The 26,887-nt window shown below is 45.1% G+C and carries 25 protein-coding genes; 11 read left to right on the top strand and 14 right to left on the bottom strand.

The window, feature by feature from the left end; translation table 11 throughout:
* Nucleotides 1-29: 29 nt before the first annotated feature.
* The 8 genes from E5S67_RS07435 to E5S67_RS07405 form a co-directional block, all read right to left on the bottom strand.
* Complete coding sequence (locus tag E5S67_RS07435) at nucleotides 30-545, bottom strand: Fur family transcriptional regulator (RefSeq protein ID WP_172186433.1); 516 nt, start codon at nucleotides 543-545, stop codon at nucleotides 30-32.
* A gap of 728 nt (nucleotides 546-1,273) precedes the next feature.
* Nucleotides 1,274-2,653, bottom strand: coding sequence for a chlorophyll a/b binding light-harvesting protein (locus E5S67_RS07430; RefSeq protein ID WP_172186432.1), 1,380 nt, complete (start codon nucleotides 2,651-2,653; stop codon nucleotides 1,274-1,276).
* A gap of 386 nt (nucleotides 2,654-3,039) precedes the next feature.
* The gene (locus tag E5S67_RS07425) at nucleotides 3,040-3,777 is read right to left on the bottom strand and encodes a response regulator transcription factor (RefSeq protein ID WP_172186445.1); all 738 of its coding nucleotides are present in this window, start codon (nucleotides 3,775-3,777) and stop codon (nucleotides 3,040-3,042) included.
* Between the two features lie 585 nt (nucleotides 3,778-4,362).
* A complete protein-coding gene (locus E5S67_RS07420) occupies nucleotides 4,363-5,322 on the bottom strand; it encodes an FTR1 family iron permease (RefSeq protein ID WP_172186431.1) in 960 nt (319 codons plus the stop codon).
* Between the two features lie 206 nt (nucleotides 5,323-5,528).
* The gene (locus E5S67_RS07415) at nucleotides 5,529-5,963 is read right to left on the bottom strand and encodes a ferritin-like domain-containing protein (RefSeq protein ID WP_172186430.1); all 435 of its coding nucleotides are present in this window, start codon (nucleotides 5,961-5,963) and stop codon (nucleotides 5,529-5,531) included.
* 224 nt (nucleotides 5,964-6,187) lie between these two features.
* Nucleotides 6,188-6,391, bottom strand: a complete 204-nt coding sequence (locus E5S67_RS07410; RefSeq protein ID WP_172186429.1) for a hypothetical protein — start codon at nucleotides 6,389-6,391, stop codon at nucleotides 6,188-6,190.
* Nucleotides 6,392-6,430: 39 nt separating this feature from the next.
* Complete coding sequence (locus E5S67_RS32305; protein WP_216670270.1) at nucleotides 6,431-6,700, bottom strand: hypothetical protein; 270 nt, start codon at nucleotides 6,698-6,700, stop codon at nucleotides 6,431-6,433.
* Between the two features lie 528 nt (nucleotides 6,701-7,228).
* Nucleotides 7,229-7,369, bottom strand: a complete 141-nt coding sequence (locus E5S67_RS07405) for a hypothetical protein (protein WP_216670268.1) — start codon at nucleotides 7,367-7,369, stop codon at nucleotides 7,229-7,231.
* Here E5S67_RS07405 and E5S67_RS07400 point away from each other — a divergent pair.
* The 3 genes from E5S67_RS07400 to E5S67_RS07390 all read left to right on the top strand — a co-directional run bounded on the left by E5S67_RS07400 (nucleotide 7,369) and on the right by E5S67_RS07390 (nucleotide 9,867).
* Nucleotides 7,369-8,295 carry an energy-coupling factor ABC transporter permease gene (locus tag E5S67_RS07400; RefSeq protein ID WP_172186427.1) on the top strand — a complete coding sequence of 309 codons (927 nt, stop codon included), beginning with the start codon at nucleotides 7,369-7,371 and terminating at the stop codon, nucleotides 8,293-8,295. The two genes, E5S67_RS07405 and E5S67_RS07400, sit on opposite strands and share 1 nt — an antisense overlap.
* Nucleotides 8,288-8,965, top strand: coding sequence for an energy-coupling factor transporter transmembrane component T family protein (locus E5S67_RS07395; protein ID WP_172186426.1), 678 nt, complete (start codon nucleotides 8,288-8,290; stop codon nucleotides 8,963-8,965). The genes E5S67_RS07400 and E5S67_RS07395 overlap by 8 nt, the downstream gene beginning before the upstream one ends.
* 167 nt (nucleotides 8,966-9,132) lie before the next feature.
* Nucleotides 9,133-9,867 (top strand): energy-coupling factor ABC transporter ATP-binding protein, encoded by a 735-nt coding sequence (locus E5S67_RS07390; protein WP_172186425.1) that lies wholly within the window; start codon nucleotides 9,133-9,135, stop codon nucleotides 9,865-9,867.
* A gap of 405 nt (nucleotides 9,868-10,272) precedes the next feature.
* Here E5S67_RS07390 and E5S67_RS07385 read toward each other — a convergent pair whose 3' ends face one another.
* Nucleotides 10,273-11,277, bottom strand: coding sequence for an ion transporter (locus E5S67_RS07385; protein WP_172186424.1), 1,005 nt, complete (start codon nucleotides 11,275-11,277; stop codon nucleotides 10,273-10,275).
* A 246-nt stretch (nucleotides 11,278-11,523) separates the two neighbouring features.
* Here E5S67_RS07385 and E5S67_RS07380 point away from each other — a divergent pair, with 246 nt between their 5' ends.
* Together E5S67_RS07380 and E5S67_RS07375 are read left to right on the top strand one after the other, a co-directional pair.
* A complete protein-coding gene (locus E5S67_RS07380) occupies nucleotides 11,524-12,531 on the top strand; it encodes a 2-hydroxyacid dehydrogenase (RefSeq protein WP_172186423.1) in 1,008 nt (335 codons plus the stop codon).
* 196 nt (nucleotides 12,532-12,727) lie between these two features.
* Entirely contained in the window at nucleotides 12,728-13,165 is a 438-nt protein-coding gene (locus E5S67_RS07375; protein WP_172186422.1) for a CAAD domain-containing protein, read from the top strand.
* Between the two features lie 134 nt (nucleotides 13,166-13,299).
* Here the strand turns inward: E5S67_RS07375 and aroA are convergent, their stop codons facing one another.
* A complete protein-coding gene (gene aroA / locus E5S67_RS07370; RefSeq protein ID WP_172186421.1) occupies nucleotides 13,300-14,655 on the bottom strand; it encodes a 3-phosphoshikimate 1-carboxyvinyltransferase in 1,356 nt (451 codons plus the stop codon).
* Nucleotides 14,656-15,191: 536 nt separating this feature from the next.
* Between aroA and E5S67_RS07365 the strand changes: the two genes are divergently transcribed.
* On the top strand, nucleotides 15,192-15,695 hold the full coding sequence (locus E5S67_RS07365; RefSeq protein WP_172186420.1) for a hypothetical protein: 504 nt from the start codon (nucleotides 15,192-15,194) through the stop codon (nucleotides 15,693-15,695).
* 138 nt (nucleotides 15,696-15,833) lie between these two features.
* Here the strand turns inward: E5S67_RS07365 and E5S67_RS07360 are convergent, their stop codons facing one another.
* A complete protein-coding gene (locus E5S67_RS07360) occupies nucleotides 15,834-16,313 on the bottom strand; it encodes a hypothetical protein (RefSeq protein ID WP_172186419.1) in 480 nt (159 codons plus the stop codon).
* Nucleotides 16,314-16,587: 274 nt separating this feature from the next.
* On the opposite strand from E5S67_RS07360, the gene E5S67_RS07355 reads away from it, so the two are divergent.
* From E5S67_RS07355 to E5S67_RS07345, 3 genes are all read left to right on the top strand, one after another.
* A complete protein-coding gene (locus E5S67_RS07355) occupies nucleotides 16,588-17,265 on the top strand; it encodes a superantigen-like protein SSL4 (RefSeq protein WP_172186418.1) in 678 nt (225 codons plus the stop codon).
* Nucleotides 17,266-17,651: 386 nt separating this feature from the next.
* The gene (locus tag E5S67_RS07350; RefSeq protein WP_172186417.1) at nucleotides 17,652-17,951 is read left to right on the top strand and encodes a putative quinol monooxygenase; all 300 of its coding nucleotides are present in this window, start codon (nucleotides 17,652-17,654) and stop codon (nucleotides 17,949-17,951) included.
* 116 nt (nucleotides 17,952-18,067) lie between these two features.
* Nucleotides 18,068-18,871 (top strand): MOSC domain-containing protein, encoded by an 804-nt coding sequence (locus tag E5S67_RS07345; protein WP_172186416.1) that lies wholly within the window; start codon nucleotides 18,068-18,070, stop codon nucleotides 18,869-18,871.
* A 12-nt stretch (nucleotides 18,872-18,883) separates the two neighbouring features.
* Here the strand turns inward: E5S67_RS07345 and E5S67_RS07340 are convergent, their stop codons facing one another.
* The 3 genes from E5S67_RS07340 to E5S67_RS07330 all read right to left on the bottom strand — a co-directional run bounded on the left by E5S67_RS07340 (nucleotide 18,884) and on the right by E5S67_RS07330 (nucleotide 22,378).
* On the bottom strand, nucleotides 18,884-19,711 hold the full coding sequence (locus tag E5S67_RS07340; protein WP_172186415.1) for a Uma2 family endonuclease: 828 nt from the start codon (nucleotides 19,709-19,711) through the stop codon (nucleotides 18,884-18,886).
* Nucleotides 19,712-19,751: 40 nt separating this feature from the next.
* Nucleotides 19,752-20,621, bottom strand: a complete 870-nt coding sequence (locus E5S67_RS07335) for a calcium-binding protein (RefSeq protein WP_172186414.1) — start codon at nucleotides 20,619-20,621, stop codon at nucleotides 19,752-19,754.
* 83 nt (nucleotides 20,622-20,704) lie between these two features.
* Nucleotides 20,705-22,378 (bottom strand): methyltransferase domain-containing protein, encoded by a 1,674-nt coding sequence (locus E5S67_RS07330; protein WP_172186413.1) that lies wholly within the window; start codon nucleotides 22,376-22,378, stop codon nucleotides 20,705-20,707.
* Between the two features lie 50 nt (nucleotides 22,379-22,428).
* On the opposite strand from E5S67_RS07330, the gene E5S67_RS32300 reads away from it, so the two are divergent.
* Both E5S67_RS32300 and E5S67_RS07325 read left to right on the top strand, forming a co-directional pair.
* Nucleotides 22,429-22,653 (top strand): hypothetical protein, encoded by a 225-nt coding sequence (locus E5S67_RS32300; RefSeq protein ID WP_216670266.1) that lies wholly within the window; start codon nucleotides 22,429-22,431, stop codon nucleotides 22,651-22,653.
* 94 nt (nucleotides 22,654-22,747) lie between these two features.
* Nucleotides 22,748-26,596 (top strand): glycosyltransferase, encoded by a 3,849-nt coding sequence (locus tag E5S67_RS07325; RefSeq protein WP_172186412.1) that lies wholly within the window; start codon nucleotides 22,748-22,750, stop codon nucleotides 26,594-26,596.
* Nucleotides 26,597-26,887: the final 291 nt, after the last annotated feature.

Below are 26,887 nucleotides of genomic sequence, written 5' to 3'. Positions count from 1 at the left end.
AATGGTGCAAAATATGAGTTTCATCCAACTCAACTAATTTCCTCCTCAATTTCGGAATGAGATCTCGGACACGACCAATTGCTCGGCAGCAAAGAAGGCCATCCCTCTCGCAGCGCTTCCAAACAAACAGCACGCACAGTTAATTGACAGTCAAGCAGCTCTACACCAGCTTTTTCAACTTGCTTTTTGCCAATTTTTGAAATCGATTCATCGCTAAATTCAAAGGTTTTATGACACTGAATGCAAACCAGATGGTGGTGGTGGTGCAATTCCTGCAAATTCAGTTCGTAATGTTTGTGTCCTTCTGCTAATTCTAGTTCACGCAGAATCCCAATCCTTGCTAATAAATGCAGGGTGCGGTAGACAGTTGACAAGCCAATTCTTTCTCCTTGATTCTGCAAAGTCTGGTATAATTCTTCGGCACTCAAATGATTTCCTTGCCGCAGACTTTGAAAAACGCTCAAAATAGTTTCTCGCTGGGGAGTCAGGCGGCAGCCTCTCTGATTTAGTTCGAGTTTGAGTGAGTTAGCGCTGTATAAATTCATGTCGTAAAAAATAAAAAAGTTGAACGGGAATTTTACTTGATTATCTGTTATTTATTCGCGCTCCTTGTGCGATTATCCTCAAGTGTATTTTTTGATAGCAATAGCAATCTAAGTTTAGACTACCCCTTTAGCAAGGAGGAATCGGCTAGCCACCTATCCCCCTTGTTAAAGGTGGAACTGAAAAAGTGGTTGGTCGGTATTGTTGCGTAATTTTTGTGAATTTGATAGCAATAGTGCTGACAAGCATTGGCAAAACAAGTCTTAGGTTCAAAGTCATTGCAACCGCTCGTTTCCTCAGCACAAATAACACAGGGTCGCAATGTACATTTGAGGCGGTAGTCATTAGTAAAAAACTGGCACTCTGAACAAGAAATTTGAGCCGATCGCTTGATTTGATGGAGTCCTCCTCCCAATGCTAATGAAACACTCCACAAAAACAGAAACATCAAAGTGATACAGAAACATTAGAAAAAGACAGTCATACGGTTATTGTTCCAAAGTTGAGTACAATCTGAAGGCACTTGGTAGGTAAAAAAGAGGAATGATGCCCTCGAGTTTCTGTGTGCAATTGTGCTGTTACAACGAGGAAAGGCTTTCAGAAACTCAGCGGATGAAAGTCTGTTTCGCAATTCCTAAGTCTCTCAGCTTGCGATCGACTGATGTCAACCGCAGGCGGAGCAGTTAATTCACAGAACCCCGCAGAATGGAATTTATACCAGAAACACTTTTTAGCAGCAAATAGCCGAGAAAAGCTCCCGATGTGCCACCGATGACAAAACCGCCCTGCAATAAACTTGCGTCTTCGGGAGTTTTATGCCAATAGAATGACTTGTCTTTTTCCCAATTTTGGCGATCGCCAAAATCAAAATCAATGCCAGCGTCGGCAGCAAATCCGCCAGCAGTGTCAACCCTTTTTCCTGCAACCGAATCAACAGAGCAATGGCTCCTACTAGGAAATATCCGTGAGCTAAACTCACTTCCAATTCCCGGAATATCAGAGAAAAACCCTTGCAGTAAATAGGCAAATTTCTCAAAAAAGTCACAGTTATATCCGAAAAACTCACCGCTGTTGGTGCGCTTGCAACTTGTACTTTGCCAGCAGTTCGCCTTTCAAAATCCCCAGACCAAAAATCAAATCCCGCCGCTTTTGTGCGAAGGCGCTGCGCGTGCCAAATATGAGCGTAAAGCGCCAAAATTGCTAAAACAAAGTGACTGGTCGTGAGCCAAGCCCGCGAAGAAACAACCGCTGCGTCCGAACCTCTCAAACCCACTGGGCCGTAAAAAACCTCTGGATAAACAGTGTTATTTACAGTCACAAAGTAGGTGGCGATGGATCCTATTAAGGCTAAAGCGCCTAGACAGTAGGAGAGGTAAGCTTCTCCTGACCAGATGAAGAGGCGTTTTGCCCAAGGAAAAGGTTGAGTGTGAATGTGCCAGAAGGCGCCGGCAATGCAGAGGATTCCTACCCAGATATGGCCGCCGACAACATCTTCGAGGTTGTCAACTGCGGCGAGCCAGTGTTTGCCGCCTGCACCGAACAGGTAGCCGAAAATGACAGCAGGGTTGAGTGTGGGTTCCGAAATTACCCGCACTTGCCCGACTGTGGTATCATATAAACCACCGAAATACATAGCTTTGGCCACCAACAAGAAGGCACCGATACCTAACAAAACTAGGTGGATGCCCAAGATGGTGGTCATTTTGTCTTTGTCTTCCCATCTGTAGCCGAAGAAAGGAGTTCTTTCTTCGAGGGTTTCTGGCCCTTTGAGGGAGTGAAAGATGCCGCCGAAGCCGAGAAAGGCTGAGCTGATCAAGTGAATCGCGCCAACGGCGAAGTACGGATAGGTATCGACAATTTTGCCTCCGGCACCGACGCCCAAGCCGAGTCTGGCTAGGTTGGGCAGCAGAATTAAGCCTTGTTCGTAGATGGGCAATTCTGGGTTGAAGCGGGAAAGCTCAAACAGGGTATAGGCTCCCGCCCAGAGGACGATGAGGCCGGAGTGAGCGACGTGAGCACCCAGCAAACGACCGGAAAGGTTAATTAAGCGGGCGTTACCGGCCCACCAGGGAAAGGATTCTGCTTCGGCTGGGAAGGATTTTTTTGCCATGCTTGTCACGGCGATTTACCTCTTGAGAAAGATGTCAGTTGAGTCTTAAGCTTTAACCGCTTATTGATATAGATAATCAACAATTTTGCTTGCTTAGTCAAGTCTTTATGATAATTTTTTTCACTTTTTTTAGTTAAGATATGTAAACCACTCGCCCAAAAGAGCTTAAAGCTAATTTTTTAGGGGGTTTGAGTGATCGGCTCGCACAAGCTTCATTACTGGTCTAGGTTGACAGTCAGTAAATATTTATAGATTTATTGATAAAAGATTTTATTAAGATGCAGGCATTGAGTGGCCTGGACATTTCAAATCAAAAGCCTGAGAGCAAGTGTTCCCAGGCTTTTTTAGCTAGATTTGTAATTGCTTGTTGCATCGGGCGCGATCGCTCAAGCAGAGGATTTGGTTTCTTCGGCTACTTGCTCGTTGTTGGGCAACTCCAGACAATAACCCGCCCCGTATACGGTTTTGATGTACCGAGGATGGCGGGGATCGGGTTCCATCTTGGTTCTCAGGTGTCTGATGTGTACGCGAATAGTTTCGATGTCGTCGTCGGGGTCGTAACCCCACACTTCTTTGAGAATTTCGCTGGGAGAGACTGTCTGACCGTGGCGTTGGAGCAAGCAGTGCAGCAACTCGAACTCTAGGTGAGTCAGTTTGACGGTCTTAGCGTACCAAACAGCTTCAAACCTTTCGGGGACAAGGGTCAGCGGGCCGTAATTCAAGATTTCGGAGTGTTTGGCAGCTTGGGGGATGCGGTCTGTGCGCCTCAGCAAGGCTCGCACTCGTGCCAGCATCTCTTCTAGTTCAAAGGGTTTGGTCAGATAATCGTCGGCGCCGGAGTTGAAGCCTTCTACTTTGTCTTGAGTTTGACTTAAGGCGGTCAACATCAAGACGGGAATGTCGGCTGTGCGCTCGTCGCGGCGCAACCGCTGACACACTGTGAATCCGTCTACTCTAGGCAGCATCAGATCTAGCATGATCAGGTCGGGAAGCAGTTGTATGGCTAGTGCCTGACCTTTGATGCCGTCTTCTGCCTGGGTGACTTCGTAGCCAGCCATTTCTAGGTTGACGGCTACGAGTTCGGCGATCGCCGCGTCATCATCAATAACAAGTATCCGGGGCATCATTATTTATCTCACCGCTAACCGAATGGCAGAGCCTACAGCCTTCTGGGGATTCCAGGTAACTTTAACGAACAATTTTTTAATTTTAAGCTTCATTAAGGATGATAAGGTTCATTAAGAACTTTCCAGGCTCTGTAAATATTCTTGTACTAATTATAAGCCCTAGGAGCGCATATCAGAAAACTGTTCGCCAAGAATCTTGCTGGGGGCCGATTTTTTTCGACCAATAACAGCTTCAACTTTTGGAGGGTGCGCCTGCGACTTCACAGAATCGCCCTAACGGCAGCCCGCGTCTTGCAGAACCCTGTTAACCCTTAACTGTTAATTTTTTGAAGTTGTCAATTTTTATTAAAAAAAAATTGTGTTTGTTGAGGGGTAGTGCTTACTTCTTTAGATTTAAATAATATCAATATAAGTATTTATAAAAAAACAAAATATATTAATATCGTTTAATAGTATCGGATAAAAGTCAAATAATCAATCCCGCCACCTGAAAATTTTAAGCCTATTTTTTTGCAAGTGGGGCTGATTTTCCGATCGCCCTCAAATCAGCGAAACAACCGATAAAAACCGCTTGCATACCTACTAAGGGCGAGTTTGCGATCGAGCTGGCTGAGTATTTTTGCTGGCAACAGTCGCCTTAAAGCCTAATTTTTGGAAATAAAGACCGCCGATGGTGGCTAAAAATATTGTGTAAGCCGCCGCTTGGACGAGATAAAGTCGATCTCTGTATCCAAACAGTGCTTTGAGAACCACTCCCGGAAATTCCCGATCGGGCAAAATTTCCGCTGCATTCCAAACAATCGGACCTAAAATACAAGAGTGGAGTGGTGCGAGGCGATCGTAATAAAAACAAATCGCTGCATAGTTGCTATTCATCTGCGACAAAATGGCAGCCGCTTGGTCAAAATGTTTGAGTGCAGATACTGCTAAACCCGCTACAATTAGCAGCAACAAAATCCCCATAAACTTGAAAAATAGGCGGATATCAATTTTGACGCCCCACTTGAAGATTAGCGCGCCAATGATTGCCGCCCCAAGCAAACCACCCAAAGCACCTAAAGCCGGAGTTAAGCCTTGTTGAAATTGAGCGCTGACAAATATAACTGTTTCAAAACCTTCGCGAAGTACGGCGATAAAAATTAAGCCGAATACGCCCCAGCCAGCATTAGTATTTTCTTTCAAAGCTGCTGAAACTGCCCCTTCTACTTCAGCTTTGAGAAAGCGCGCTTGCTGAGTCATCCAAATTAGCATCCAGCTTAGCATTACTATGGCAACAATTCCCAGAGAACCTTCGAGCAGTTGCTTAATTACTGGTGCGTAAGGCTGATTTGATGTTGAGAGCGCGTAGAGCAACAGATTGAATAATGCACCTACACAAGCGCTAGCAGCAATGCCGGCGGCGATACCTGTATAAACCCAAGAATTGAGGTGACTTTGCTCGGATTTTTTTAAGCAAGCTAGCACAATTCCCACGACTAAAGCGGCTTCAACGCCTTCGCGGAGGGTAATTACAAAAGTTGGGATGGCTTCAGTAAAATTCATTTTTTGATAACTGCTAATTTGTAGTTAGTGCTTAGTCCTTAGCAACTTTTGTTTTAGCGCTGGCAGAATATCAAATTATTGAACCGCGAAGGCGCGTTAGCGCTCTTGTCACGAAGGAATAGAAAGAAGAGAAGGAGCAGGTATTCTTAAGGCAGTTCGGAAGTAACTAAGGACTCATAAATAAGGACTGCGGACTCTTATTTCCCTTAACTAAAATCCCGCAGCATTTTTTTTAGTTCTACTTGGTGCAATTCTTCTTGTCCAATCAGACTGCGGGCATATTCTTCCAGATAAACGCTGGAGTTTGTCACTACTTCAAGTAAAGATTTATACTTTTTGAGCGCTTTTTTTTCGTGATTTAGACTTTCTTCCAAAAGGTCTTTTACCGAGTGTTTGTAGGTTTCTTCGATCGTAGCAATTTTTTGGGTGGGATGCCCTTCTAAACCTGTTAAAATTTCTCCGGCTTGTTGGGCGTGGAGTAGGGATTCGGTTGCTTGTGCTTTAAAAAACTGTACGATGGGAATCCGGTTTGGCCCTGTCACCATGAGTGCATAGTGGGTGTAGCGCACGACTCCTGCTAGTTCCCATTCCATGATGGTACATAGCAGTTCTTGGGTTTTTTTCTCGTCAAGTTCTTTCATTTGTTGTTTTAGATGTAGAATACCCTACAGGGCGTTGCTTATAATATCACATTTAAGTTAAAAAGTAAAATTAAAGCGCACAGTTTGCACATTACCGGATAGGTGTTGTATGTGAGTTACGGTTAACTTCTAAGGTTCCAGTAGGAGCAAATACTACAGTAAACTTAGCGACTGCTGCTGTTGCTAGTCTCGGCAGATTTGAGCAGATTTGGCAAAGGAGTTTGTTAGGTATAATCCTTGGCTGGTTGATTGAGTGGCTCGAAATTGCCGATCGCCCCATCTTGACTTGCACTGACCCTATAGACTAGATTTTGAGTGAAAGTAGGGCTAGTTTGCCAAGTCTGATTTATGCGATCGTAAACTTTCAGAGCTAACTCATCTAGTTTAGCGCGATCGGTAATTTCTGCTGTCTGATTTGTTCCATCCACCGCCTGAACTTCCTGCTTACCTGCTGATACAGGTGCAGCTTAAACAGTCTGATCTTTAGGGCTACTCGCAATAGCTGTTTCAGAAGACTTATTCGTAAAAGGTGCAACATCAGGAGAATTTTCAGGCAGCTTTTTTTGACTGTCAGTAACCATAGCCGGAAGCGCACTGCTACTCGCAATAGCTGATGGGGCCGATTTATTAGGAACAGGATTAGCATCTGCTAGCTTAGCGGGATTTTGACCCTCAATTGTCAAAGACTTGACGTGAAAACCGCGAAACTTTTCTTTTTGGCTAACGCCACATTGCAATGGGATAAGTCACAAAGAAAATAATCAAAACTCCGATGCTAACCCAAACTATTTTGTGCATCTCCCTGGCTGGGAGTGGTTGATTTTTTGTCTCCATTATCAAACCTCACATTACCTAATTTAACGGTAAATTAGGGAAAGAGAGGATGCCAGTACATAGCTGTGACGGAAACCAATAACTATATTAACTAGCAATAATTCGGACTTTTTAGTTTCAAAAACACGCAATACTTTGGCTTTGATTAGCGATCGGGCAATTTCACTGCTGCTGTCGTCAAAAACTTAATGCAATTATTCTCAATAAATGACAATAAAACCCATTAGGGATGTTCAGTTAATTCTTTATATTTTTTTAATATTTTTGTTTGAGCTTGACGGTGAATACATTTTGCTTGTGAATCTGTAAATAAATATTGATAATTCTTATCAAAAAGCTGCTATGTGGGGGTAGTCGGTAAAATATCCGAATAATTCTTCAGGATGATTTAATGTAAAAATTATCATCCTCAAAACTCTGTTCCTGAGGCGCTAATCTATATCGAATAAGCGATCGCCCGCCACAAGTCCCCCGATCGCTCGATCGCACAAATACCCCCACAGGGGATAGTAAATTTTTGTAAAAAATAGTTGACTAAAAGGCTGGAAGTTCTCTTGTTTGGGATACATCAATGCACATACCTGATGGTTTTCTTTCACCGCCAGTAGCCATTGCCACCGGCATAGCAAGTGTAGCAGCAATTGCAGTTGCCCTAAATCGAACCCGCGCCAGTCTTGGACTGCGGCAAGCCCCAATCATGGGCTTAACCACAGCTTTCGTGTTTGCTGCCCAGATGATCAACTTTCCCGTAGCCGGCGGCACCAGCGGACACTTGTTGGGAGGAGCGCTGGCATCTGTAGTTTTGGGGAGTCCTTGGGCAGCCACTTTGGCAATGAGCACAGTTTTTATAATTCAGAGCGTCTTGTTTGCCGACGGGGGCATCACCGCCCTGGGAGCCAATATTTTTAACATGGGGCTAGTTGGCATTTGGGTGGGCTGGTGGCTGTTGCAGCCGTTGCAGCAACTATTGGGAGGTTCCCGAAATCGTTTGCCCCTAGCCGCGGGTATCGCCGCCGCCCTCAGCGTCGTGGCTGCTTCGATTTGTGTCGCGATCCAATTGGCAATTTCTGGAACAGTAGGGCTCAATATCGCATTGCCAGCAATGGTAGGCGTACATATTTTAATTGGGATTGGCGAAGGGATAATTACAGGCGGCGTTTTAACTTATCTCGTCAAAGTGCGGCCGGATTTGCTGCCGGGAGAACAGCCACAATTGCAGAAATGGGTAGTGCCGATAATCGGAGTTTTATTAATTTCGGGGGTGCTTTCGCTGTTTGCTTCAAGTTGGCCTGACGGGTTAGAAGCGGTAGCCGAAAAATACGGCTTTAAAGATAAAGAAGCTGTGGCGATCGAAAATCCTACTCCTTTAGCAGATTACACAGTTAAAGGATTAGAAGAACAGCCTATAGGTACTAGCATTGCTGGAGTTTTAGGCTCTGCTGTCTGTTTCGGCGCGGCTTTTGGGATTGCTCAGTTGGTTAAACCTAAAAATGCTTAAGCTCTCCATACCTTTCCGATTGCGTCTGTCTCTCATAATTGTCATCGGTATTGGTTTTATGAAGACAGGCGCTTGGCTGTGGCTGTGGATTTATGGGACGATCGCACTTTTTTGGTCGTTTTGGCTCAGGGCTCCGGTGCGAACCCTAGCGCAACTATTGGGAGCAGAATTGCTTTTTCTCTCCTTATTAGTGCTGCCCCAAGGTTGGGAACGCGCCAGTTTTCTGTTGCTGCGTTCCCTAATTTGCCTGCTGATCATGAACAGTTTTCTGCTAACTTTGCCGCCCCACAGTTTCGGAATCGCCCTCAAAGGATTACCCCTACCAGCAGGCTTGCAAGAGATTGTACTTTTAGCGGGACAATATTTAGAAATCTTGCTAGCCGAAGTCAGCCGGATGAAAAGATCGGCTCAACTACGAGGCTTATCGGGTACGGGAGGATGGCTGCGCTACGCCAGTGCTTCCATGATCGGAGCCCTTTATTTGCGAAGTCTCGATCGGGCGGAAAGAGTTCATGCAGCCATGCTAATTCGCGGCTATCAAGGAAGTTTGCCCGCCGACTCAAAATCGACACCAAAAGAGCGACTCTGGCTGACATTCACAATTTTAACCGCAGCCGCATTAACAACAGCTTCTTACGGTAATTGGGAATGGGTAATCGGGAATGGGTAATTAACTGCTTCCCATGAAGAGCCTGGGAACCGATGTCCAGAGGCTCGGCCTCGCTTCTTGCGGAGCAAAATTGGAGGCCGAGCCTCCCGATCTGCGTTCCCAGGCTCTGCCTGGGAACGAGTAGTAATTATTCAATCTAAAATCTAAAATCTAAAATCTAAAATCGGATGACTAATCTCAAAGTGATGCCAACAATTGAAGTACAAGACTTAGTATTCGGATATCCGCAGCAAAAACCAGTGTTGCAAGGAATTTCCTTCACCTTACAACCCGGAGAAAGAGTTGCTCTACTAGGTTTAACTGGCGCTGGAAAAAGCACTTTGCTCGAAAACTTAATCGGATTAAAAATGCCTCAATCGGGCGAGATTAGAGTGCAGGGAAAAAAGCTGGAAGAGGCGACTTTATCGCAGGCGCGCAGGCAGATTGGATTTTGCTTTCAAGACGCTAACGACCAGCTATTTATGCCCACTATTTTGGAGGATGTAATGTTCGGGCCGCGCAATTACGGAGTGCCGCCGGGAGTTGCGCGCGATCGAGCTTTAGCTCTATTAGACGAATTCGGTTTACTAGAATTTGCCAACCGTTCGGCCCACGAACTTTCGGGAGGTCAAAGAAGGTTGGCAGCATTAGCAGCAATTTTAGCATTAGAGCCGGCAATTTTGATTTTAGATGAGCCGACCAACGGACTCGACCCCTCGTGGCGGCGTCACTTGGCTAAGGTTTTGTCCCAATTGCCGATCGAGGTAATTTTGATCGCGTCCCACAATTTGAATTGGATCGGGAAAACGACTCAAAGGGCGTTAGTTTTGGCTGACGGTCAGATTCAGGTCGATCGAGAAACGCAAGAATTGCTAAAAGATAGATCGACTCTTGAATATTACAATTTGCCGCCAGACTGGTAATTAGCCATTAGTCATTAGTGCTGTACATAAAGCGGTCAATCGATTTTAGATTTTAGATTTTAGATTTTAGATTAAAGAATTGAAGCATTGACCCAGCCCAAAAACGGATACGCTGCCACGTACTTAAGTCGTGGAAAGATAAAAATTTTAGACCCTAGTTCAAGCTCCCAGATTTATCTGTGGAGTAAATCTAAAATCTAAAATCTAAAATCTAAAATCTAAAATCGACTGACCTCACGGATAAATTCGGGGGCTCCTTTATCGGATACAAGTTTTTTATTTCTCCACGGATGAATTTGGGGGCTTGTATCCTGGATGCTTTCGGTTATAACTGCAAGTGATTGCTTTCCTTCGGCTTACTCTGCTAACGCTTAGGTCGCAATGACAGGCAATATATATCTCTCATTAAAGCTCGAATTTGCGAACTGCTTCATTATAAAAATGAATAGCTAAATCGCGAATAATTTCTTCATTTTGAAAATCATTTCCTAACTTTTCTTTCGCCATTAAAACACACATTTTCATCAACTCGGATGAACTTTCGATGTGAAGCGCGATCGCACTTTGGTTTTGTTGAAACCCGGCCTCGATTTCCGCCAGCATTTTGACCGATTGATAATTAGCAGATTGCTGTAAATTTGCCGCCATTTTTTCCTGCTTTCTCCTTTGGACTTCCTCGGAAAAACCCGCAGCAATGAGCCCCGCAGGTAACGCAAAAATTCCGATTCCCAAAAATGCTAATATTGCTCCTAAAAATTTCCCTAAAGGAGTGATTGGATAAATATCACCGTAACCGACAGTAGTTAAGGTCACAACTCCCCACCACATTGCATCGAGGATGCTCGCAAAAGTTTCTGGATGCGCCTCGTTTTCAACAAAATACATGATGCTAGAGGCAAATATTAACAGAATAAAGACTGCAAATGCAGTGGCAATTAACTCCTCTTTTTTAGCGTACAATACTGCTCCCAGAGTTCTGAGTGACTCTGAATAACGGCTCATTTTTAGCAACCGCAACAAGCGCAGTAGGCGAATTAAATTAACGAAGCTTAAATTAGGAAATAACAGCAATGAGTAAAACGGTAGAATTGAAATTAAATCGATCAGACTTAGCGGTGTAAGACCGTATTTCAATCTTCCCCAAAGCGGGTGGCTGTATCTGCTATCGACTGTACACACCCACAGCCTCAAAAGATATTCTATTGTAAATACTAAGGATGAAACAATTTCGATATTTTCTAAAATTAACTTTTGTTCGTGCGACAATGCGGGTGAAGTAGAAGCAATAAAAGCTGCGACGTTTATCACAATTAAACAAGTGATAACAATATCGTCTACTAAACTGTATAAATTGCCTATATCTGATTTTTCTAAAATTGCATAAATTTGATTTTTGATTTGTTTGGGCATCTGAGTTTCTCCTAAAAAATGAACAATTAACGATCGCGCTTTACTACAGTCTAAGCAATTATATTAAAAAAATTAAGCAGAATTTGCCTTACGGCTAAAAATCTGGTTTATTCAGAGATGCCTCGTTGCGAAACTCAATATTGAACGCGGTGAAAACTGGGTTGTTTGGGGCAACGGCGTTCTACTAAAATTTAGAGTTAATCTGAAAAGAATTTTCACCTATTAATGGGTTTGCAGGCAAAAAGCATGAAGGTAGCCGTATTTAATACCAAATCCTACGATCGCACTTTTCTGACAGCAGCCAATGTCGGCGGTCAACACGACTTGGTTTTTTTTGAAGCGCATCTGACCCTAGAAACCAGCGTTTTGGCCGCTGGATTTCCGGCCGTCTGCGCATTCGTTAACGACTGCTTGGACGCGAAAACGCTGCGGGCGATCGCCGAAAAAGGCGTCCGCTTACTGGTTTTGAGATCGGCTGGATTCAACCACGTCGATTTAGCAGCAGCGAGGGATTTAGACCTAACTATCCTCCGAGTTCCCGCTTATTCTCCCTACGCCGTCGCCGAACACGCAGTCGCTCTGATTTTGTCCCTCAACCGCAAAATCCACCGGGCCTACAACCGCGTCCGCGAAGGCAATTTCGCCCTAGACGGCCTGTTGGGCTTTGACCTCCACGACAAAACGGTGGGAATCGTCGGAACTGGCAGAATTGGCGAAATTACTGCCAAAATTTTGCACGGATTCGGGTGCCGACTGCTAGGATACGATGTTTTCCAAAGCCCCGATTGCCTCGCCCTAGGGATGGAATACGTCGCACTCCCGGAACTGTTCGCCGCCTCTGATATTGTCAGCCTGCACTGTCCGCTGATACCGGAAACTTACCATTTAATCGGTGTAGAGGCGATCGGGCAAATGAAACCGGGGATGATGCTGATCAATACCAGCCGCGGTCAGTTGATTGACACTAAAGCTGTGACCAAAGCACTGAAGTCTGGTAAAATTGGCTACCTCGGCTTAGATGTGTACGAACAAGAGACGGATCTGTTTTTTGAGGATTTGTCAAATCACGTCATTCAAGACGACGTATTTCAGCGCTTGCTGACTTTCCCCAACGTCCTGATTACCGGACATCAAGCTTTTTTCACCGAGGAAGCTTTGACAAATATCGCCGAAACCACGATCGCCAATATCGCCGACTTTGAACAAGGACGCCCATGCGCGAATCAAATCGACCTCGATCGAGTGAACAAATGAGTCAAAAGACCGATTTGCCAGCTAGGGGAATTGTTTAAAATGAAGTTATATCCTTATTTTTGCTTGCAATTTTGGAAGCTCTGCCTTAGTCTCATCAATTAGTCGCGGCTGCATGAGTCCTGTGCTAATTGCCTGAGAATTATACTGCCAGCAACTCACAGCCTGCAATTTTACTTGACACCGGAGAAAGTATCAAATGACACAAGCTAACTTTTCTGACGAGACACAAACAGTCACTGAAGTCGTCACAGTAGACCTGGTGGAGGACAAACCGGGGGTCATGACTACAGTGACAACCACAGAAACACCGACCACCCAGCTCCAAGATATTAAAGACCAAGTTATTACAATTTTGTCGGAACTTCCAGCCTATCTATCCAATTTTTTTGCTGACTACCAAAAGCCTCTCATAACTGTTGGTTTAATCCTGGCAGGCGGTATTAGCATTAAGGTAATGCTGGGAGTTTTAGATGCTCTTAATGATGTCCCTTTGGTAGCTCCAATTTTTGAGTTGATTGGTATGGGATATACGGGCTGGTTTGTTTACCGCTATCTGCTCAAGGCTTCTAATCGCCAAGAGTTGTTAACGGAAATCGATTCTTTAAAAGAACAAGTTGTAGGTAAAGATTCTTAAGCGAAGGAAGAAGGAAGAAGGAAGAGGACAGAAGGAAGAGGGAAGAAGGAAGAAAGATGATTTCTCCCGCTCTCCCCTCTCCAAAGCTCGGACTCCTCCCTCTCCCGCTCTCCCACTATCCCACTATCCCGCTCTCAATTTGGATGGCAAACTTGTTGCAAAGTGGCGGTAAAGTCCGGGTAGGAAATGGCAGCGGCTTCTGCCCGGTGAATGTTAGTAATACCTGTGGCGTTGAGGGCTGCGATCGCCAAACTCATCGCTATTCTGTGGTCGGTGTAGCTGTCAACATCCGCGCCAGTTAAAGGAGTTCCCCCGGTAATTTCTAAACCGTCGGGTAACTCGGAAATTTGGGCTCCCATGCGGTTGAGTTCTGCAGCAGTCACGGCCAGCCGATCGCTCTCTTTGACTCGCAACTCGGCCGCATCTCGAATTATTGTAGTACCGGAGGCAAAGATCGCCGCTACTGCCAAAATCGGGATTTCGTCAATCAGTCGGGGAATTAAGTCGCCAGCAATGGTGCATCCCCGCAATTGGCCGGAACTGCGAACCAAAATATCCGCTACAGGTTCTCCGGCGGCCTCTCGCTGATTTTGCAGTTCAATATCGGCGCCCATCATCTCCAAAGCTTCCAAAATGCCTGTACGGGTTGGGTTGACGCCGACATTTTCGACTACGAGTTCCGAACCCGGGACGATCGCCCCAGCAACTAGCCAAAATGCCGCCGAACTAATATCCCCCGGTACAATCACATTCTGCCCTTGCAGTTGTGTCGGCCCAGTGACTGTCACGCTACAAGTTTCTGGATCGACGCTCAATCGGGCTCCAAACGCCCGCAGCATCCGCTCGCTGTGATCCCGCGATAGAGCGGGTTCTGTGACTGTAGTTTCTCCGCTTGCCATCAAACCGGCGAGCAAAATGCAAGATTTAACTTGAGCCGAGGCGATCGGAGAATGGTAGTGAATCGGTTTTAACTGCTGTCCGAGTATCCCTAAAGGAGCTAAAGAATTGCTCTTTCTACCCCAAATTTGCGCCCCCATTTGTTGCAGCGGTTTAATGACGCGCGACATCGGGCGCGATCGCAAAGAACTGTCACCCGTTACCGCATAAAAACGCCCCGGATGAGAGGCTAAAATTCCTAACATCAGCCGCATCGTCGTGCCGGAATTGCCTGCATCCAAGACTTCCACAGGCTCCTCTAACTCGCCAATTCCGACGCCCGTGACTGTCACCCGTTCCGCGTTGAGTTCAGAAACTTTGGCTCCCAAGAGCGAGAAACATTTAGCAGTGCTGCGGGGGTCTTCTCCTAGCAGCAATCCTTCAATTGTAGTTTCACCTCGGGCGATCGCACCCAACATCAAAGCTCGGTGAGAAATCGACTTATCGCCCGGAACTCGAATCCTCCCGACCAGCGACAAGCCCGAGTCCGGTTTTTGAATGCTTAAAGTTTGGTTTTTGTCAAGAAGCGAAGTAGTTATAATGTCAGCTTGCATTGAGATAAACTAGGATGGGATGGCGTTAGCTATCCTACCTTTTTCCCAGTCCTAAGTCAGTCGTCTTCTGGAATGCCTGCGGGTTTTTTCCCAATGTGTCCGGTTAACTCCAAGGCTGATTAAACTCGCCGGGACAGTGCGCTGTCAGTTGTCAGCGACAAGAGAAAGCGGGCGCAACTGCACGGATTTTACCTTAATTTCACAAATAGTTCGCGATCGCACTTGCGACCTCAGAAACCCGGTTTCTTCGTATATTTATCATTACTAAATGCCAAATTTCGTAGAAACCGGGTTTCTAGCCTCTATAGGCGATCCTGACAAATACTATCCGTGTATCTGCCCAGATTTCATGTTCTGCTCTCAGTTATCGACCAGATGATTGAAATTTGACTAAACAATTTTAGATTTTCGATTCCGAGTTGTAAATTTTTCATTCTTTTAAGCAAAAGCTCCGGAATTTGGAACCCAGCCAATCTAAAATCTAAAGTCTCAAATCTCAAACCGCCCGATCCACAACAACCCCTGCACTTTTGTTTATGCTGACGCATCACCGCAAGCCTGTAAGTTTATCGCTAGTATCCACAGATTTACCTTTGTGGTCAGTCGTTGAAACCGCTGGTACGCTTTATCAAAAAGACCGCGATCGCTTTCACTTGTTGTTGCACGAACCAGCCATAATCGATCGCCAATTTTCCGACGACTCCGACGCATCTGCCGAGCAAGTTACAATCTTACCCCCAACTACAAAACCCCGGTTGCTCTGGCTAGAAGTTTCACCCTATCGAGTCATTATGACCATGCAAGGAAACGGCAAATACAGTTACCGGCACTGCTGGGAACGAGGAATGTACGGCCTGAGCCGTTATTGGCTTCAGGGCGAATCGCTGGCGACTCCCGAACAGTTGAGACTCCGCAACTTCACTCGCAACTTGACGCTGACAGGAACGCCAGAACCGGAACACCTGCGGTTAGAATATGAGTTGTGGTCGGAGAAAGTGCAACTCGGTCGCTATATTTTGAATCTAGAAATTCATCACTAAAATTGGGGATGGATAATTGGGGATGGGTAATTGGGAATTAGTAGATGTCCGGTGAAGGCGACGCCTTCCAAAACTCATGCACGGCGCAGCCTTGTTCGCGGCTCGCGTGGCAATCTCAAAACTCAAAACTATTAATCGTTAGGAACTGCTCTTACAATAATTAATCAGTTTGCTAGTCAAAGCGTCTTGATTTGCGGCTGCTTGATTCGCCTGTTGGCCGACTCTAATAATATCTGCTTGAGCTGTTTGGATTTGCTCTCGACCTTCTATACTTGTAGAAGCGAGATTTCCAGCCTGAAGGCTTTTGCTGATGTCGCCGAGTGCTTGACTAATTTCCTGGAAGGATTTAACCGATGGCTCCTGAATTTCTTTGAGGGTTGGATCTGTTATTCGCAGATCTTCAAGTTCAGTCGCTATCAGGTTCAAATTTTTAGCTAAATTGTCGGTCGTTGCAGCATCGTTGCTGTCTTTATCAACATCAATGAGAGCGTTGCCTTTGTTGACAATTTCAGTAAATTTAGTACACTGGACAGCTCGGCTATCGCTGCAACTAATCGTCAGCGTACAGCAAGCAACAACTATCAGCAGGATGGCAATCTGTTTGCGAAAAAAGTACATGAACCCTCGGTTGCAAAAAAAAGTAGATTCTGGGATTTTGTCGTAGAGTGCGTCACTCGATTTTCGATTTTCGATTTTCGATTTACTTGCGACATTGAATCAAAAGAGCTGGAACTTTGGTCTAAAATTAGGGATTGTCCACAAGGCGAGTGTACGCGGCACAGTATCCGTTTTTCGGTGTGTCAGCGGGCCGATCGATATATCGACTGTCGAAAAACTTTCGCGGCATTCAGACACGCTCTACTAAGCTAAACTACGTACCTGTTTAGGAATTATGGTCAAAAACAGCAATAACCTAAAGAAGGGCAGCATTTGGGGATATCTTACCCTGCTTTTGCCTATTTCCTTGACGGCGGTTGCCAGTTTCGAGTCGGGAGGGATGTTTTGGGCGATCGCCACCACAGCGGGCATTGCTTGGGCTTACAAGCTCTACCAGCAGCAGCAAAAACACAAACTCGCTCATTTAGACTCGGTTTTCTACAAGTTGATCAAGGAAAATCAAGGGCGAGTTACGGCTTTGGATTTGGCGATGAATGCGAAACTCCCCGGAGAAAAGGTTCAAGAGTATCTCGACGAACGGGCTTCTGAGTTTGCAGCGGAGTTTGAAGTGACGGAACAAGGCGGAATTTTGTATTATTTTCAAATAGCTCCACCTGTCAATCAAAGCGAAACACCTAATGCGGGAATAGCTGTTCAAGAGCCTCCCACAAATCGGGAAAAAGCACAAGAGAAAAAACCAAATTTATTCCCCATTGCTCAAACTAAGACTCCTGAAAAACCCAAAATCTCTTTTACTCAGACGGAACTCTCCCGCAGGTTCAAAGTTCACGCAACTACGATCGGCAAGTGGAAAGTTAAGCCGGAGTTTGCTCAGTGGAGTCGCGAAAAAGACCCGGAGGATCTCGCCTGGGAATATTCTACAGAAAAGAAGCGATTTTATCCCAAAGATTGAGTTCCTCCGGTATTTGCCAAAATAGATCGAGAAACCCGGTTTATACGACGCTCTGCGGTTAGTAACGAAGAATTTGGCAAGAAACCGAGTTTCTGAGACTTAAGCGCCTGCTGGACTGATTTTAGTACCGTTGACCGAAAGCATCCAGGATACAAGCCCCCGGATTCATCCGTCCAGAAATAAACAACCTGTATCCGATAAAGGAACCCCCGAATTTATCCGTGGGGTCAATGCTTCAATTCTTTAATCTCAAATCTCAAATCTCAAATCTAAAATCGATTGACCGATCGACCTCTTTAGGTTATTTTAAGTAAAATTGTGTTTTGTTGAGTTTGCCTCATAGCAAGCGGTAAATTCGATTGTCATATCTGTTTCTTTTTTCTCCTATGTCCAAAACAACCTTGCGAGTAGTCGCCCGCCTCGCTGCCTTTCCCGACAAAGTAGCAGAACTTAAATCTCTGCTGCTGAGCATTATGGAGCCAACTCGCAAAGAAAAAGGCTGCATCAAATACGAACTCCTGCAAAATCAAGCCGAGCCCACAGATTTTACGTTTGTTGAAGAGTGGGAAAGTGCAGCTTTGCTCGAACTACATCTCGGTTCAGCTCACATTCAAGACGCCGTGCATAAATTAGACGGTTTGGCCGTTGGACCTCCAGATATCCGTCGCTATGAATTGCTAGCTTAATAGGGTTTTTATAGCAATTTTATTAAGGTTTTTGAATTAGCTTAGACCCCCCTAGCCCTCCTTAATAAGGGGGGAAAAGAGTGAGAGTTAAAATTGTAGTAACTTTGGAAATTTTTATGACATTAGCAACCATAAAACAGTTATTCACTTATCCCATTAAAGGGCTGACACCGCAAGAAATGTCGGAGTTTGCTTTAACAGCCGGACACGGAATTAAGGGCGATCGAGCTTTTGCCCTCATGTTTGCAGATAATATTGAAGCTGCAAAGATGTCTGCCCAAAATGTCCCTTGGATGAGCAAAAAACATTTTGCCGTCCAAAATGATTGGCCTCTGTTAGCAGCTTTAGAATGTCATTATCAACCGGAAACGGCCGTTTTAACAGTCCAGCGTCAAGGAGTTGCAGTGTTATCCGCAGAAACAAACACAGCAGCGGGGCGCGATCGCATCGGCACTTTTTTCACCGAATATTTGGCGGCAATTGAACCCACAAAAGAAGCGAGACACCCGCAGTTTGCACCTTTGCAATTAGTCGGCGACAGCAGCGGCGAAACTCGTTATCCCGATCGAGAACCAGTACACATTTCTTTACTCAGTCAAGCCACATTAGACCAATTAACAGAAATCGCTCTTCAAAACATTGACGTGGGCCGATTTCGCCCGAACATTGTGCTAGACGGTATGGCAGCTTGGTCAGAATTTGAGTTGATCGGAAAACAGTTTCAATTAGGCACAGCGCGCATACAAGTTACAGCACGAATCGGTCGCTGTGTCAATATAGAAGTGAATCCAGAAACGGGCGATCGGGATATTTCCCTACTCACTTTACTCCAAAAGGAATTCGGTCACGCACAAACCGGAGTTTTAGCCAAAATTATCAACAGCGGCACAGTTAAAATCGGCGATGTTTTGACTTCTTAATAAAAATCGACATTAAGATTGTGAATGCTGCCTAACTTCCTCTACTGATAAACCGAGTGCTTCTGCCACTTGCTGTGTATTCAATCCCATTGCCAACAACCGAGGGATGGCATCCCGCCGCGCTTGGGCTTCTGCACTCAAAGCCTGCTCTGCTAAGGAAGCTCGTTCTGTACCTGTCAGCAGCAAATTGCCCTCGCTGTCCCACCACCGCAGCCACAGCATTGTCTGGTTTTGATAACTGCCTTGCCACAGTCCTAATTCTACGCCCATTGGCGCGATCGGATAATGACCGCGCGAGTTCGGAAGCAACTGCTGGTAAAACCCATTGTTCAGGCTGTAAACCTCCAGCCTGCCACTATTGATCTCATAGATGCCATAATACGGAATCCGCATGATCCGCTCATAGACCCAAAACTTCCCAGGTCTTGGCGCCGATTCGACTTCTGAGTACGATAACGGCGTTGTGTCTCGCTCTTGTGAACCGTCTCCCGATGCGAACTCCAAAGCAATCATCGGAGCCATGAATTCCCGCCACAGCACGTAAGAGCGACGAATCTGATTTCCTAGTCTTGGTGGCACGTTCGGCACGTAGAACCAATCAGGAGCTTCCGCTCCCTTTTCAAGCGGGTCTGTTTCTCGCCAGTAGATGCCACTGTCTTGCCCTATAGCATATTGCCGATCGGGATGAAGCCGTTGCAACACCGACCCGATAGAATCAGTCAAAATAATGCTCTGGGGATGCTCCTGAAAATTCTTCACGAAAGAGCCATCTTCCTCTGGCAGTTTCGTGTGGTCGGGGAAGGGAGAGGGAAGGACAATCTTTTCGGTTGCCTGGTTCATGCTACCTCTCAAGTATTGCAGCTTACCTGAATATCTTAACTCATCCTGCTTCCGGCACCCTTACCTTATTACCAATCAACTTCAGAAAACTTGCTCCAAAATGTTGAATTTCCAAAAAATTAGCATAAGCAGGAGTGGACTTATAAACTCTAAAAGTCCGCATAATTCCTAGAGTCGCCGCACTTTCCAGCGGGCCGATAAAGCTAGTATCCCTGTCCAAAAAATGAGACTGCTTAGCCCAGTATGCCATCTGTTCCGCATTCAAAAAATAGCAGCCGGAATGAGGATTCAAAGCCCGCTCAAAAGCGATTGCTTGTTCCATAATTTTTCCCATTAACTGCCGGTGTTCCTCCACATTTTGAAACTTAGCAGTAGCTGTTTCCGCTAAATCACCATCAACATATGCTTTAAAAACAGCCCCTTGAGGCGATATTTCATAGCGATTAGGTTGCAGCAAATTCCCATTTCCCCCGTGATGTGTAAACCAATTTAATTTACTGAAAAACCACGGATCGTGCAGAACTAAATCATCTTCTAAATAACAAAAATAATCGTATTTGTCGAGACACGCTCGCAAAACTGCTTGACATTCAAACCCCAACAGCAGCGGTTCGCATTTTGTAGGGTGGTGCATAAAACATCTGGGCTGCACTGGCAGTTGAGGCAACAGATGATAGCCTTGAGTAGTGCAAATAACAATGTCAATTTCGTGCTGTTGAGATTGATTGGCTGGGATAATTGCACATTCGCGAATGTCAATCATGGACTGAGATTTGCCGTACAAAGCTTGCAGCGATGTCACGCAAGCGGTTAAAGCGTTTAGTCGCGGTTGCGGATCATTTCGCTGGGAAGCGTGTTTCCCGTCGCCGCTGGGATTGTAAAAGTGAGCAATAGTGAATAGAATTCGCATTGGTGTGGAGTAACAATTAAAAATTAAACAATTAAACAATTAAACAGAACGATCGCACAATAACCCTATAAATCTTACCGCATTTAGCCACCAAATAACTCCGGCAGGCGATCGCGCAACTCAGCATTTAAACGCGGCAACTCGTCCCGCATTTGTAAGTACCAATCTCGCCGCTGCCGGTAGTGCCCGCACAGCAAGCGATTGTCGCGCACCCATTCGTAAGCATTCGCGGCTATTTTCCGGCGCATAGAAGTGTCAGAAATCAGCGAATTTAGTTTGGTTTCAAACTCTTTTTCATATCTATAAATAAATCCGGTTTCACCTTCGACAATCGAATGTTCGTACACGGTGGGACTTGCCAGCACCGCTACTCCCCGCGCTGCACATTCAATAAATTTTAAGTCGGATTTCATTTCGTTAACCGGGTTGGGAACGAGCGGCAGCAAAGCTATATCGCAACTGTACATAATTTCTTGATACCGTTCGTAACTGCAAAATGGTTCAAATTCTTTTTGCTGTATTTCCAAGGATTCAAAAAATCGGCTGTCGTGGATTACTTTAACTCGAATCCGGTGCTTGTGTGCGATTAAGACTCGATTGAGCGCTGCCATAATTGGCCGCCAATCTTTTTCGCGGTTGAGGGCACCAAAGAAGATTGTGACTGTATCTTCTGCGGGATAAATTCGCGGCGGAGGTAGATAAGCTAATTGATTGGGAAATACGGCAACATTGGGATTGTAGTGCCGCAAAATTTTTGCTAGCGGTTCTGTAGAAGTTTGCACGCAGTGACAGCCGCGATAGCTGAGATAATTATTGTCGGCGTATTCGCGGCGGCGGATGGGATTGTCGTCAATTTCCGCTACTATTAAATAGCCTTGTTGCAGGAGTTCTTTGAGTTGGGGAATATAGCCGGGATATTGCATGATTGTCCGCTGCCAGATGAAGACTTTTTCTTCTCCAGACAGTGGCGGAATTAACTCTGCTGTTTTCACGCCGCATACGGTGCGGACACCGGGAATTGTGGCGCTAAATTTGTCCGGTTCCAAAACTCGCACGCGATCGCACCCTGTAGGAGCCATAATGATAGTCTGAATCAGCAGTCTGCGCGCAGGTACGGTCGATTTTGTCGATCGCACGATATAATATTCAGCACCTGTTTCCGTAGCAAAACTGCTCGATGTGAGCTCTAAAGCATTTACCATTGGATGCAGCAATTCCTGAAAGCGGACAAAATTTTCGGTTTTGTGTCCCTTTCCTTGAAATTCATAAACCTGCAATCCTGCTTGAGCAAATAGTGATTTAATACTTTCTAGGGTAAACCAGTGCTGCATCTTGCTGTCGGCATTTTCCCACTGTCCCCGCAGCAGATTGACAATTCGCCGCCAGTATTGAACATTGGGGATTCTAGCGAGAATTTGCCCCTCTGGATTCAACAAAGCACTGTACTGCTTGAGGATATCCCAGGGATTTTTGAGGTAGGGTAGCAAGTCGCCAAAAAGCAAACAATCGACGGTTCCTGGAGCGATGTCGAGACTTTCGAGGGCAATTTCTTCAATATTGGCTACCGTCACCCAGTTTAGCCGATCGACCGCAATTTTAGCTTTTTCTCGATCGCATTCAATGCCAATATACTGACAATGGGGATTGATCAGCTTGTACTGTTCGCCTGTAGAACCCGTACCGCAGCCAATTTCAATAATGACTTTAGCATCCGGCGGTAGCAGCTTCAACAGGTCGTGGTTGGCGCGATCGATCACTTTCTCTAAAATTCCTGATTAGTTTATCGTAAAATAAAACCGAGCAACCCATGCCAACAGACGACCAGCCGAAGGTTAGCATTGCGATGCCAGTATACAATAGCGATCGGCACATTTGTCAAGCACCAAATTTTCTGTTGCCAACTCTTTCTCTTCCCTATCTTTTCTTCCTCTGCGTTCTCTGCGCCCTTGGCAGTTCATTTAATCTTGTTCACCCATCCTGCAAGGATTGCTATATCTTAGCAAATATTGAGCAAAATTATAATTTATTCTAAACTTCTACCCTCCTTTATGGCAATTTATGAACTCCATTAATTCTGCTTTTTTCCCAAAAATTTACACAACAATTTGCTAAATACATTATAAACTATGAACCACAATCTAGGAATTAACATCGCCGGCTACATCAGCGGCGAATTTGGCATAGGAGAAGGTGTCCGAGCCAACATCAGAGCCACAGAAGCCGCCAACATTCCTTTCAATATCAACAATTTTACCCGCAGTCCCCACCGCAAACAAGACACCACCTATCAAAATTTTAGCCCAGACAATCCCCATCCCATCAACTTAATTCAAGTCAACGCAGATGAAGTTGCAACATTTATCAAACATACAGATTCCAGCTATTTTGAAAACAAATACAATATCGCCTTTTGGGCCTGGGAACTTCCCGCATTTCCCCCTGAATGGCAGCCAGCCTTTAATAACTTTCACGAAATATGGACTTATAGCAACTATTGCGCCGAGGCAATTTCCGCAATCTCGCCAATTCCCGTTATCAAAATGATGCCCAGTATTGCTCTCCCCGCACCTTCCCTTAGCAGAGAAGCACTGAATTTACCTAAAGATAAATTTATTTTCTTGTTTGTGTTCGACTTTTCCAGCCGCATCGAGCGCAAAAATCCTTTAGCGGCCATTCAAGCATTTAAACAAGCTTTTGGCGAAGATGACCGCCTATTGTTAATTCTCAAATCTTCCAACTCAGACAAAAATATTGAGCAGCAAAAATTGTTAAATTCTGCCCTAGAAAATTCTTCAAATATCAAACATCTAGACGGGTATTTGTCCAAAGATGGAATTAACGGTTTGCTGTACAATTGCGACTGTTATCTATCCCTGCACCGCTGCGAAGGATTTGGCTTAACAATGGCTGAAGCCATGTTTTACGGCAAACCCGTAATTGCCACCGGCTATTCATCAAATACAGAATTTATGAATGTCGGCAACAGCTATTTAGTCAAGTATAAGTTAATCCCAATTGAGAAAGATTGCGGGCCTTACAAAAAAGGCAATGTTTGGGCAGAAGCGGATGTGGAACACGCTGCTGATTTAATGCGGTACGTCTTCAACAATTACCGGGAAGCTAAACAAATTGGAGCGATAGCTGCTGAGGAAATTAAGACTTTACTCAACCCGCAAGCTACAGGGAATAAAATTAGAAAACGTCTCGAATATATTGCCGAGATTACCGATAAATTTCAAAGCATACCTCTGTCAGGAACAGCCAAAGCGAACTCTGCCAAAATTAGGGCTAACTTGTCGCCATCTCAGCAACAAAGTCAATCAAAAGGAGAACTGCTAAACGAGCAGCCGAAGGTTAGCATTTGCATTCCGACCTACAACGGAGAAGCATTTATTGGGGAAGCAATCAAAAGTGCTTTAGCCCAAACCTACCCTAACATAGAACTGATTATATCCGACGACGGCTCCACAGACCGCACAATTGCGATCGCCCAATCATTCCAATTACAAACCTCAGTCGATTTCCGCATCGTACTGCACCGCAACTACGGCTTATCACAAAACTGGAACTTTTGCATATCCCAAGCAAAAGGTCAATACATTAAATTTCTCTTTCAAGACGACTTGCTCGCACCAGAATGTATTGAGAAAATGGTCGCAGTCGCCCAACAACACCCAAAAATAGGTATGGTTTTCTCTCCGCGCGGCATCACCATAGCTGAAGATGAATCTAACCCGATTTTGCGGAGAGCTTCCCAATCAATTAAAGATTTGCATAAAAGTTGGTCGAATTTAAAATCTATTCAGCCAGGAAAAGAATTACTGGCAGATACTAACTGCTTGAGCAACCCCATAAACAAAATTGGCGAACCGAGTACCGTCTTAATTGCCGCCCGAGTCTTTACCGAAATAGGATTATTTGATTCGGGATTATCTCAGTATGTAGACTTAGATATGTGGTGGCGAATCATGGGGAATTATCACATCGGGTTTGTAAACGAAAAACTGTCGTCACTGCGGATTCATCCCGAACAACAAACTTGGAAAAACTTCGCTGCTGGGGAAAATCATAAGGATGTAGTCAGATTTTACAATAAACTACTAAATAGTCCTGATTACAGTTTCCTTAATAAACAAATCAAACAGACAATTCGCCACAAATTGGCATTAAGAACCCAGCCTCGTATATTTGACTTGTCAGCACTGGTTGAGCAGTACAAAAAATCGCCATCAAACCAGTCTATTCTCGCGCAACTGCGGCAATACCGCCAACAGATAGCTAGAAATTGGCTGAATTTGCCTGCGGAAAAATTAGAAAGTTCTTACTCGCAAGAAGCGGGTAAATCTCATAAGTTGCTACTAGATAGCGGTCTCAAAAATGAACCTTTAACTGAGTCAGAACAAAGTTTTGTCCAGCAGTTATCCTCGAAACTTGCTGGAGGAGGGGAAATTGCCGATAAGATTCAATATCCCCTCGCAGCGATGCTGTACTGCGACGCTTATCAGTTGCCGCTAGAGTATAAAAATGCAGCGATTCCTCAGTGGTTTTTTGACGATTTTCTGACATTCTTATTTCAGTCTCCCAGTTATTTGCAAGAAAAGTGGGAAGTTGAAAGGTACTCTGAATATTTCCAGCAGCTAATCAAGTACGTCGCTGCTAATATCGCCAGTTTTCCCGATGCGGAAGTTTGGCGTTATTTAGCGGCATTTATGACGCAAAATATTAGCTTCAAAGCTTTGTACTTAAGCGAGGCAAATTTGTTCGATATATTCACCCAGCGAGCTGATATTTTGGAACATCATTTGAAAAATATCGGCTGTCAAATAGACTGGAATCCTGCTCATATAAAATCTGAAACAACTAAAATTAGAGTAGGTTTTTTACTAGATAAAATTAATAATAAATCCGAGACTCGTGCTGCAATTGCGAGTTTTGAATATTTAGACAGAAGCAAATTTGAAATTATCGTGTACCATTTCCAGGTACAAGACGAGCAACTGGGGAAATATTGCGAAAATTGCGCCGACAAACTGGTGCAACTGTCAGAAGATTTGCCAAATCAAGTCCGAGAAATTCGATCGCACGATTTAGATATTCTGCTAATCTGCACCAATACTACCGACACTGCCCAACCAAGCGCCCTGCTGTGCCTGCACCGGCTAGCGCGAGTGCAAATAGCTACCGGTGCATCAACCCCCGCCACTACCGGCGCCCGAAATATCGATTATTTTATTGCCGGAGATTTGACATTGCCCGCCGGTGCTGCTGCAGAGTATCGCGAAAAATTAATTACTTTAAAAGGCTCGGGAGTTTGTTTAAGCTATACTGTAGCATCAGCACCTGCGACCGTTGAACCGACTCGCAGGAGTTGGGGAGCCACCGACGAATCTGTAGTGTTCATGTCCGGCGCTCAAGCTTTTACAATTATCCCAGAATTGAGAAAAACTTGGGCAAAAATTATTGCTGCCGTACCGAATTCTCTTTTAGTTTTGTATCCCTTTAGTTCCCGCAATGAAAACTATCCGACGGTACTTTTTTACAAACAAATTCGATCGCTATTTGCGGAATTTGGCATTGACAAAAAGCGCTTAGTTGTAATTAAAGCGCTGCCATCTCGCGCAGATTGCATAAAATGTCTGGAATTGGCTGATATATATTTAGACACCTATCCATACAGCAGTGCCTGCTCCTTAGCAGAACCGCTGTTGGCAGGGTTGCCTGTAGTGGTAAGAAAAGGGCAAACAACTCGATCGCGACAATCAGCCGCAGTGCTCGAAGAACTGCTACTTCCGGAACTGGTAGCAAACAGCGAGAACTCTTATATAGAGCTGAGTACAGCATTGGGAAACAACCTAGAACTGCGCCGGCACTACCGCGATCGAATCCAGCAAAAAATGGCGGCAAACCCCAAATATCTCGACAGTCGCGCTTGCTCGACCCAACTCGGAACACTGTTTGAAAGGCTATTCCGATAGTGAAGGAAGAAGGAAGTTCGGCGACGAAGCAGTATACGGGTTTTAACGGATTTAACGGATGGATGTTGAGATAAGAAGGAAGATGGCAGAAGAAAGATTTTTCCACTCTCGCCCGATCCCACTCTCGCCTTATTCCACTACCATTGTGAGACACGCGGGGAACCCCTCGCTAGGCAGAGCGTCAAGAAATAGACAGCAATAGCGCTAGCCCGCTGACGGTCTGCTATCATCGGGGAATCGAGGGGTTAGTGGTTGTCGCTCTTTTCCTGCCACAGCTAAATTAAAAGGGGA

Origin of the sequence: Microcoleus asticus IPMA8 (assembly GCF_013179805.1) — a bacterium.
Classification (GTDB): Bacteria; Cyanobacteriota; Cyanobacteriia; order Cyanobacteriales; family Microcoleaceae; genus Microcoleus; species Microcoleus asticus.
The sequence above is the reverse complement of the archived record's forward strand: the minus strand, read 5'-3'. Positions and strand labels throughout refer to the sequence as shown.

What these genes read in the sequence shown, in the direction of transcription:
- E5S67_RS07435 (WP_172186433.1), bottom strand. Translation starts at nt 545, where the DNA reads ATGAATTTATACAGCGCTAACTCACTCAAACTCGAACTAAATCAGAGA.
- E5S67_RS07430 (WP_172186432.1), bottom strand. Translation starts at nt 2,653, where the DNA reads ATGGCAAAAAAATCCTTCCCAGCCGAAGCAGAATCCTTTCCCTGGTGG.
- E5S67_RS07425 (WP_172186445.1), bottom strand. Translation starts at nt 3,777, where the DNA reads ATGCCCCGGATACTTGTTATTGATGATGACGCGGCGATCGCCGAACTC.
- E5S67_RS07420 (WP_172186431.1), bottom strand. Translation starts at nt 5,322, where the DNA reads ATGAATTTTACTGAAGCCATCCCAACTTTTGTAATTACCCTCCGCGAA.
- E5S67_RS07415 (WP_172186430.1), bottom strand. Translation starts at nt 5,963, where the DNA reads ATGAAAGAACTTGACGAGAAAAAAACCCAAGAACTGCTATGTACCATC.
- E5S67_RS07400 (WP_172186427.1), top strand. Translation starts at nt 7,369, where the DNA reads ATGCACATACCTGATGGTTTTCTTTCACCGCCAGTAGCCATTGCCACC.
- E5S67_RS07395 (WP_172186426.1), top strand. Translation starts at nt 8,288, where the DNA reads ATGCTTAAGCTCTCCATACCTTTCCGATTGCGTCTGTCTCTCATAATT.
- E5S67_RS07390 (WP_172186425.1), top strand. Translation starts at nt 9,133, where the DNA reads ATGACTAATCTCAAAGTGATGCCAACAATTGAAGTACAAGACTTAGTA.
- E5S67_RS07385 (WP_172186424.1), bottom strand. Translation starts at nt 11,277, where the DNA reads ATGCCCAAACAAATCAAAAATCAAATTTATGCAATTTTAGAAAAATCA.
- E5S67_RS07380 (WP_172186423.1), top strand. Translation starts at nt 11,524, where the DNA reads ATGAAGGTAGCCGTATTTAATACCAAATCCTACGATCGCACTTTTCTG.
- E5S67_RS07375 (WP_172186422.1), top strand. Translation starts at nt 12,728, where the DNA reads ATGACACAAGCTAACTTTTCTGACGAGACACAAACAGTCACTGAAGTC.
- aroA (WP_172186421.1), bottom strand. Translation starts at nt 14,655, where the DNA reads ATGCAAGCTGACATTATAACTACTTCGCTTCTTGACAAAAACCAAACT.
- E5S67_RS07365 (WP_172186420.1), top strand. Translation starts at nt 15,192, where the DNA reads ATGCTGACGCATCACCGCAAGCCTGTAAGTTTATCGCTAGTATCCACA.
- E5S67_RS07360 (WP_172186419.1), bottom strand. Translation starts at nt 16,313, where the DNA reads ATGTACTTTTTTCGCAAACAGATTGCCATCCTGCTGATAGTTGTTGCT.
- E5S67_RS07355 (WP_172186418.1), top strand. Translation starts at nt 16,588, where the DNA reads ATGGTCAAAAACAGCAATAACCTAAAGAAGGGCAGCATTTGGGGATAT.
- E5S67_RS07350 (WP_172186417.1), top strand. Translation starts at nt 17,652, where the DNA reads ATGTCCAAAACAACCTTGCGAGTAGTCGCCCGCCTCGCTGCCTTTCCC.
- E5S67_RS07345 (WP_172186416.1), top strand. Translation starts at nt 18,068, where the DNA reads ATGACATTAGCAACCATAAAACAGTTATTCACTTATCCCATTAAAGGG.
- E5S67_RS07340 (WP_172186415.1), bottom strand. Translation starts at nt 19,711, where the DNA reads ATGAACCAGGCAACCGAAAAGATTGTCCTTCCCTCTCCCTTCCCCGAC.
- E5S67_RS07335 (WP_172186414.1), bottom strand. Translation starts at nt 20,621, where the DNA reads ATGCGAATTCTATTCACTATTGCTCACTTTTACAATCCCAGCGGCGAC.
- E5S67_RS32300 (WP_216670266.1), top strand. Translation starts at nt 22,429, where the DNA reads ATGCCAACAGACGACCAGCCGAAGGTTAGCATTGCGATGCCAGTATAC.
- E5S67_RS07325 (WP_172186412.1), top strand. Translation starts at nt 22,748, where the DNA reads ATGAACCACAATCTAGGAATTAACATCGCCGGCTACATCAGCGGCGAA.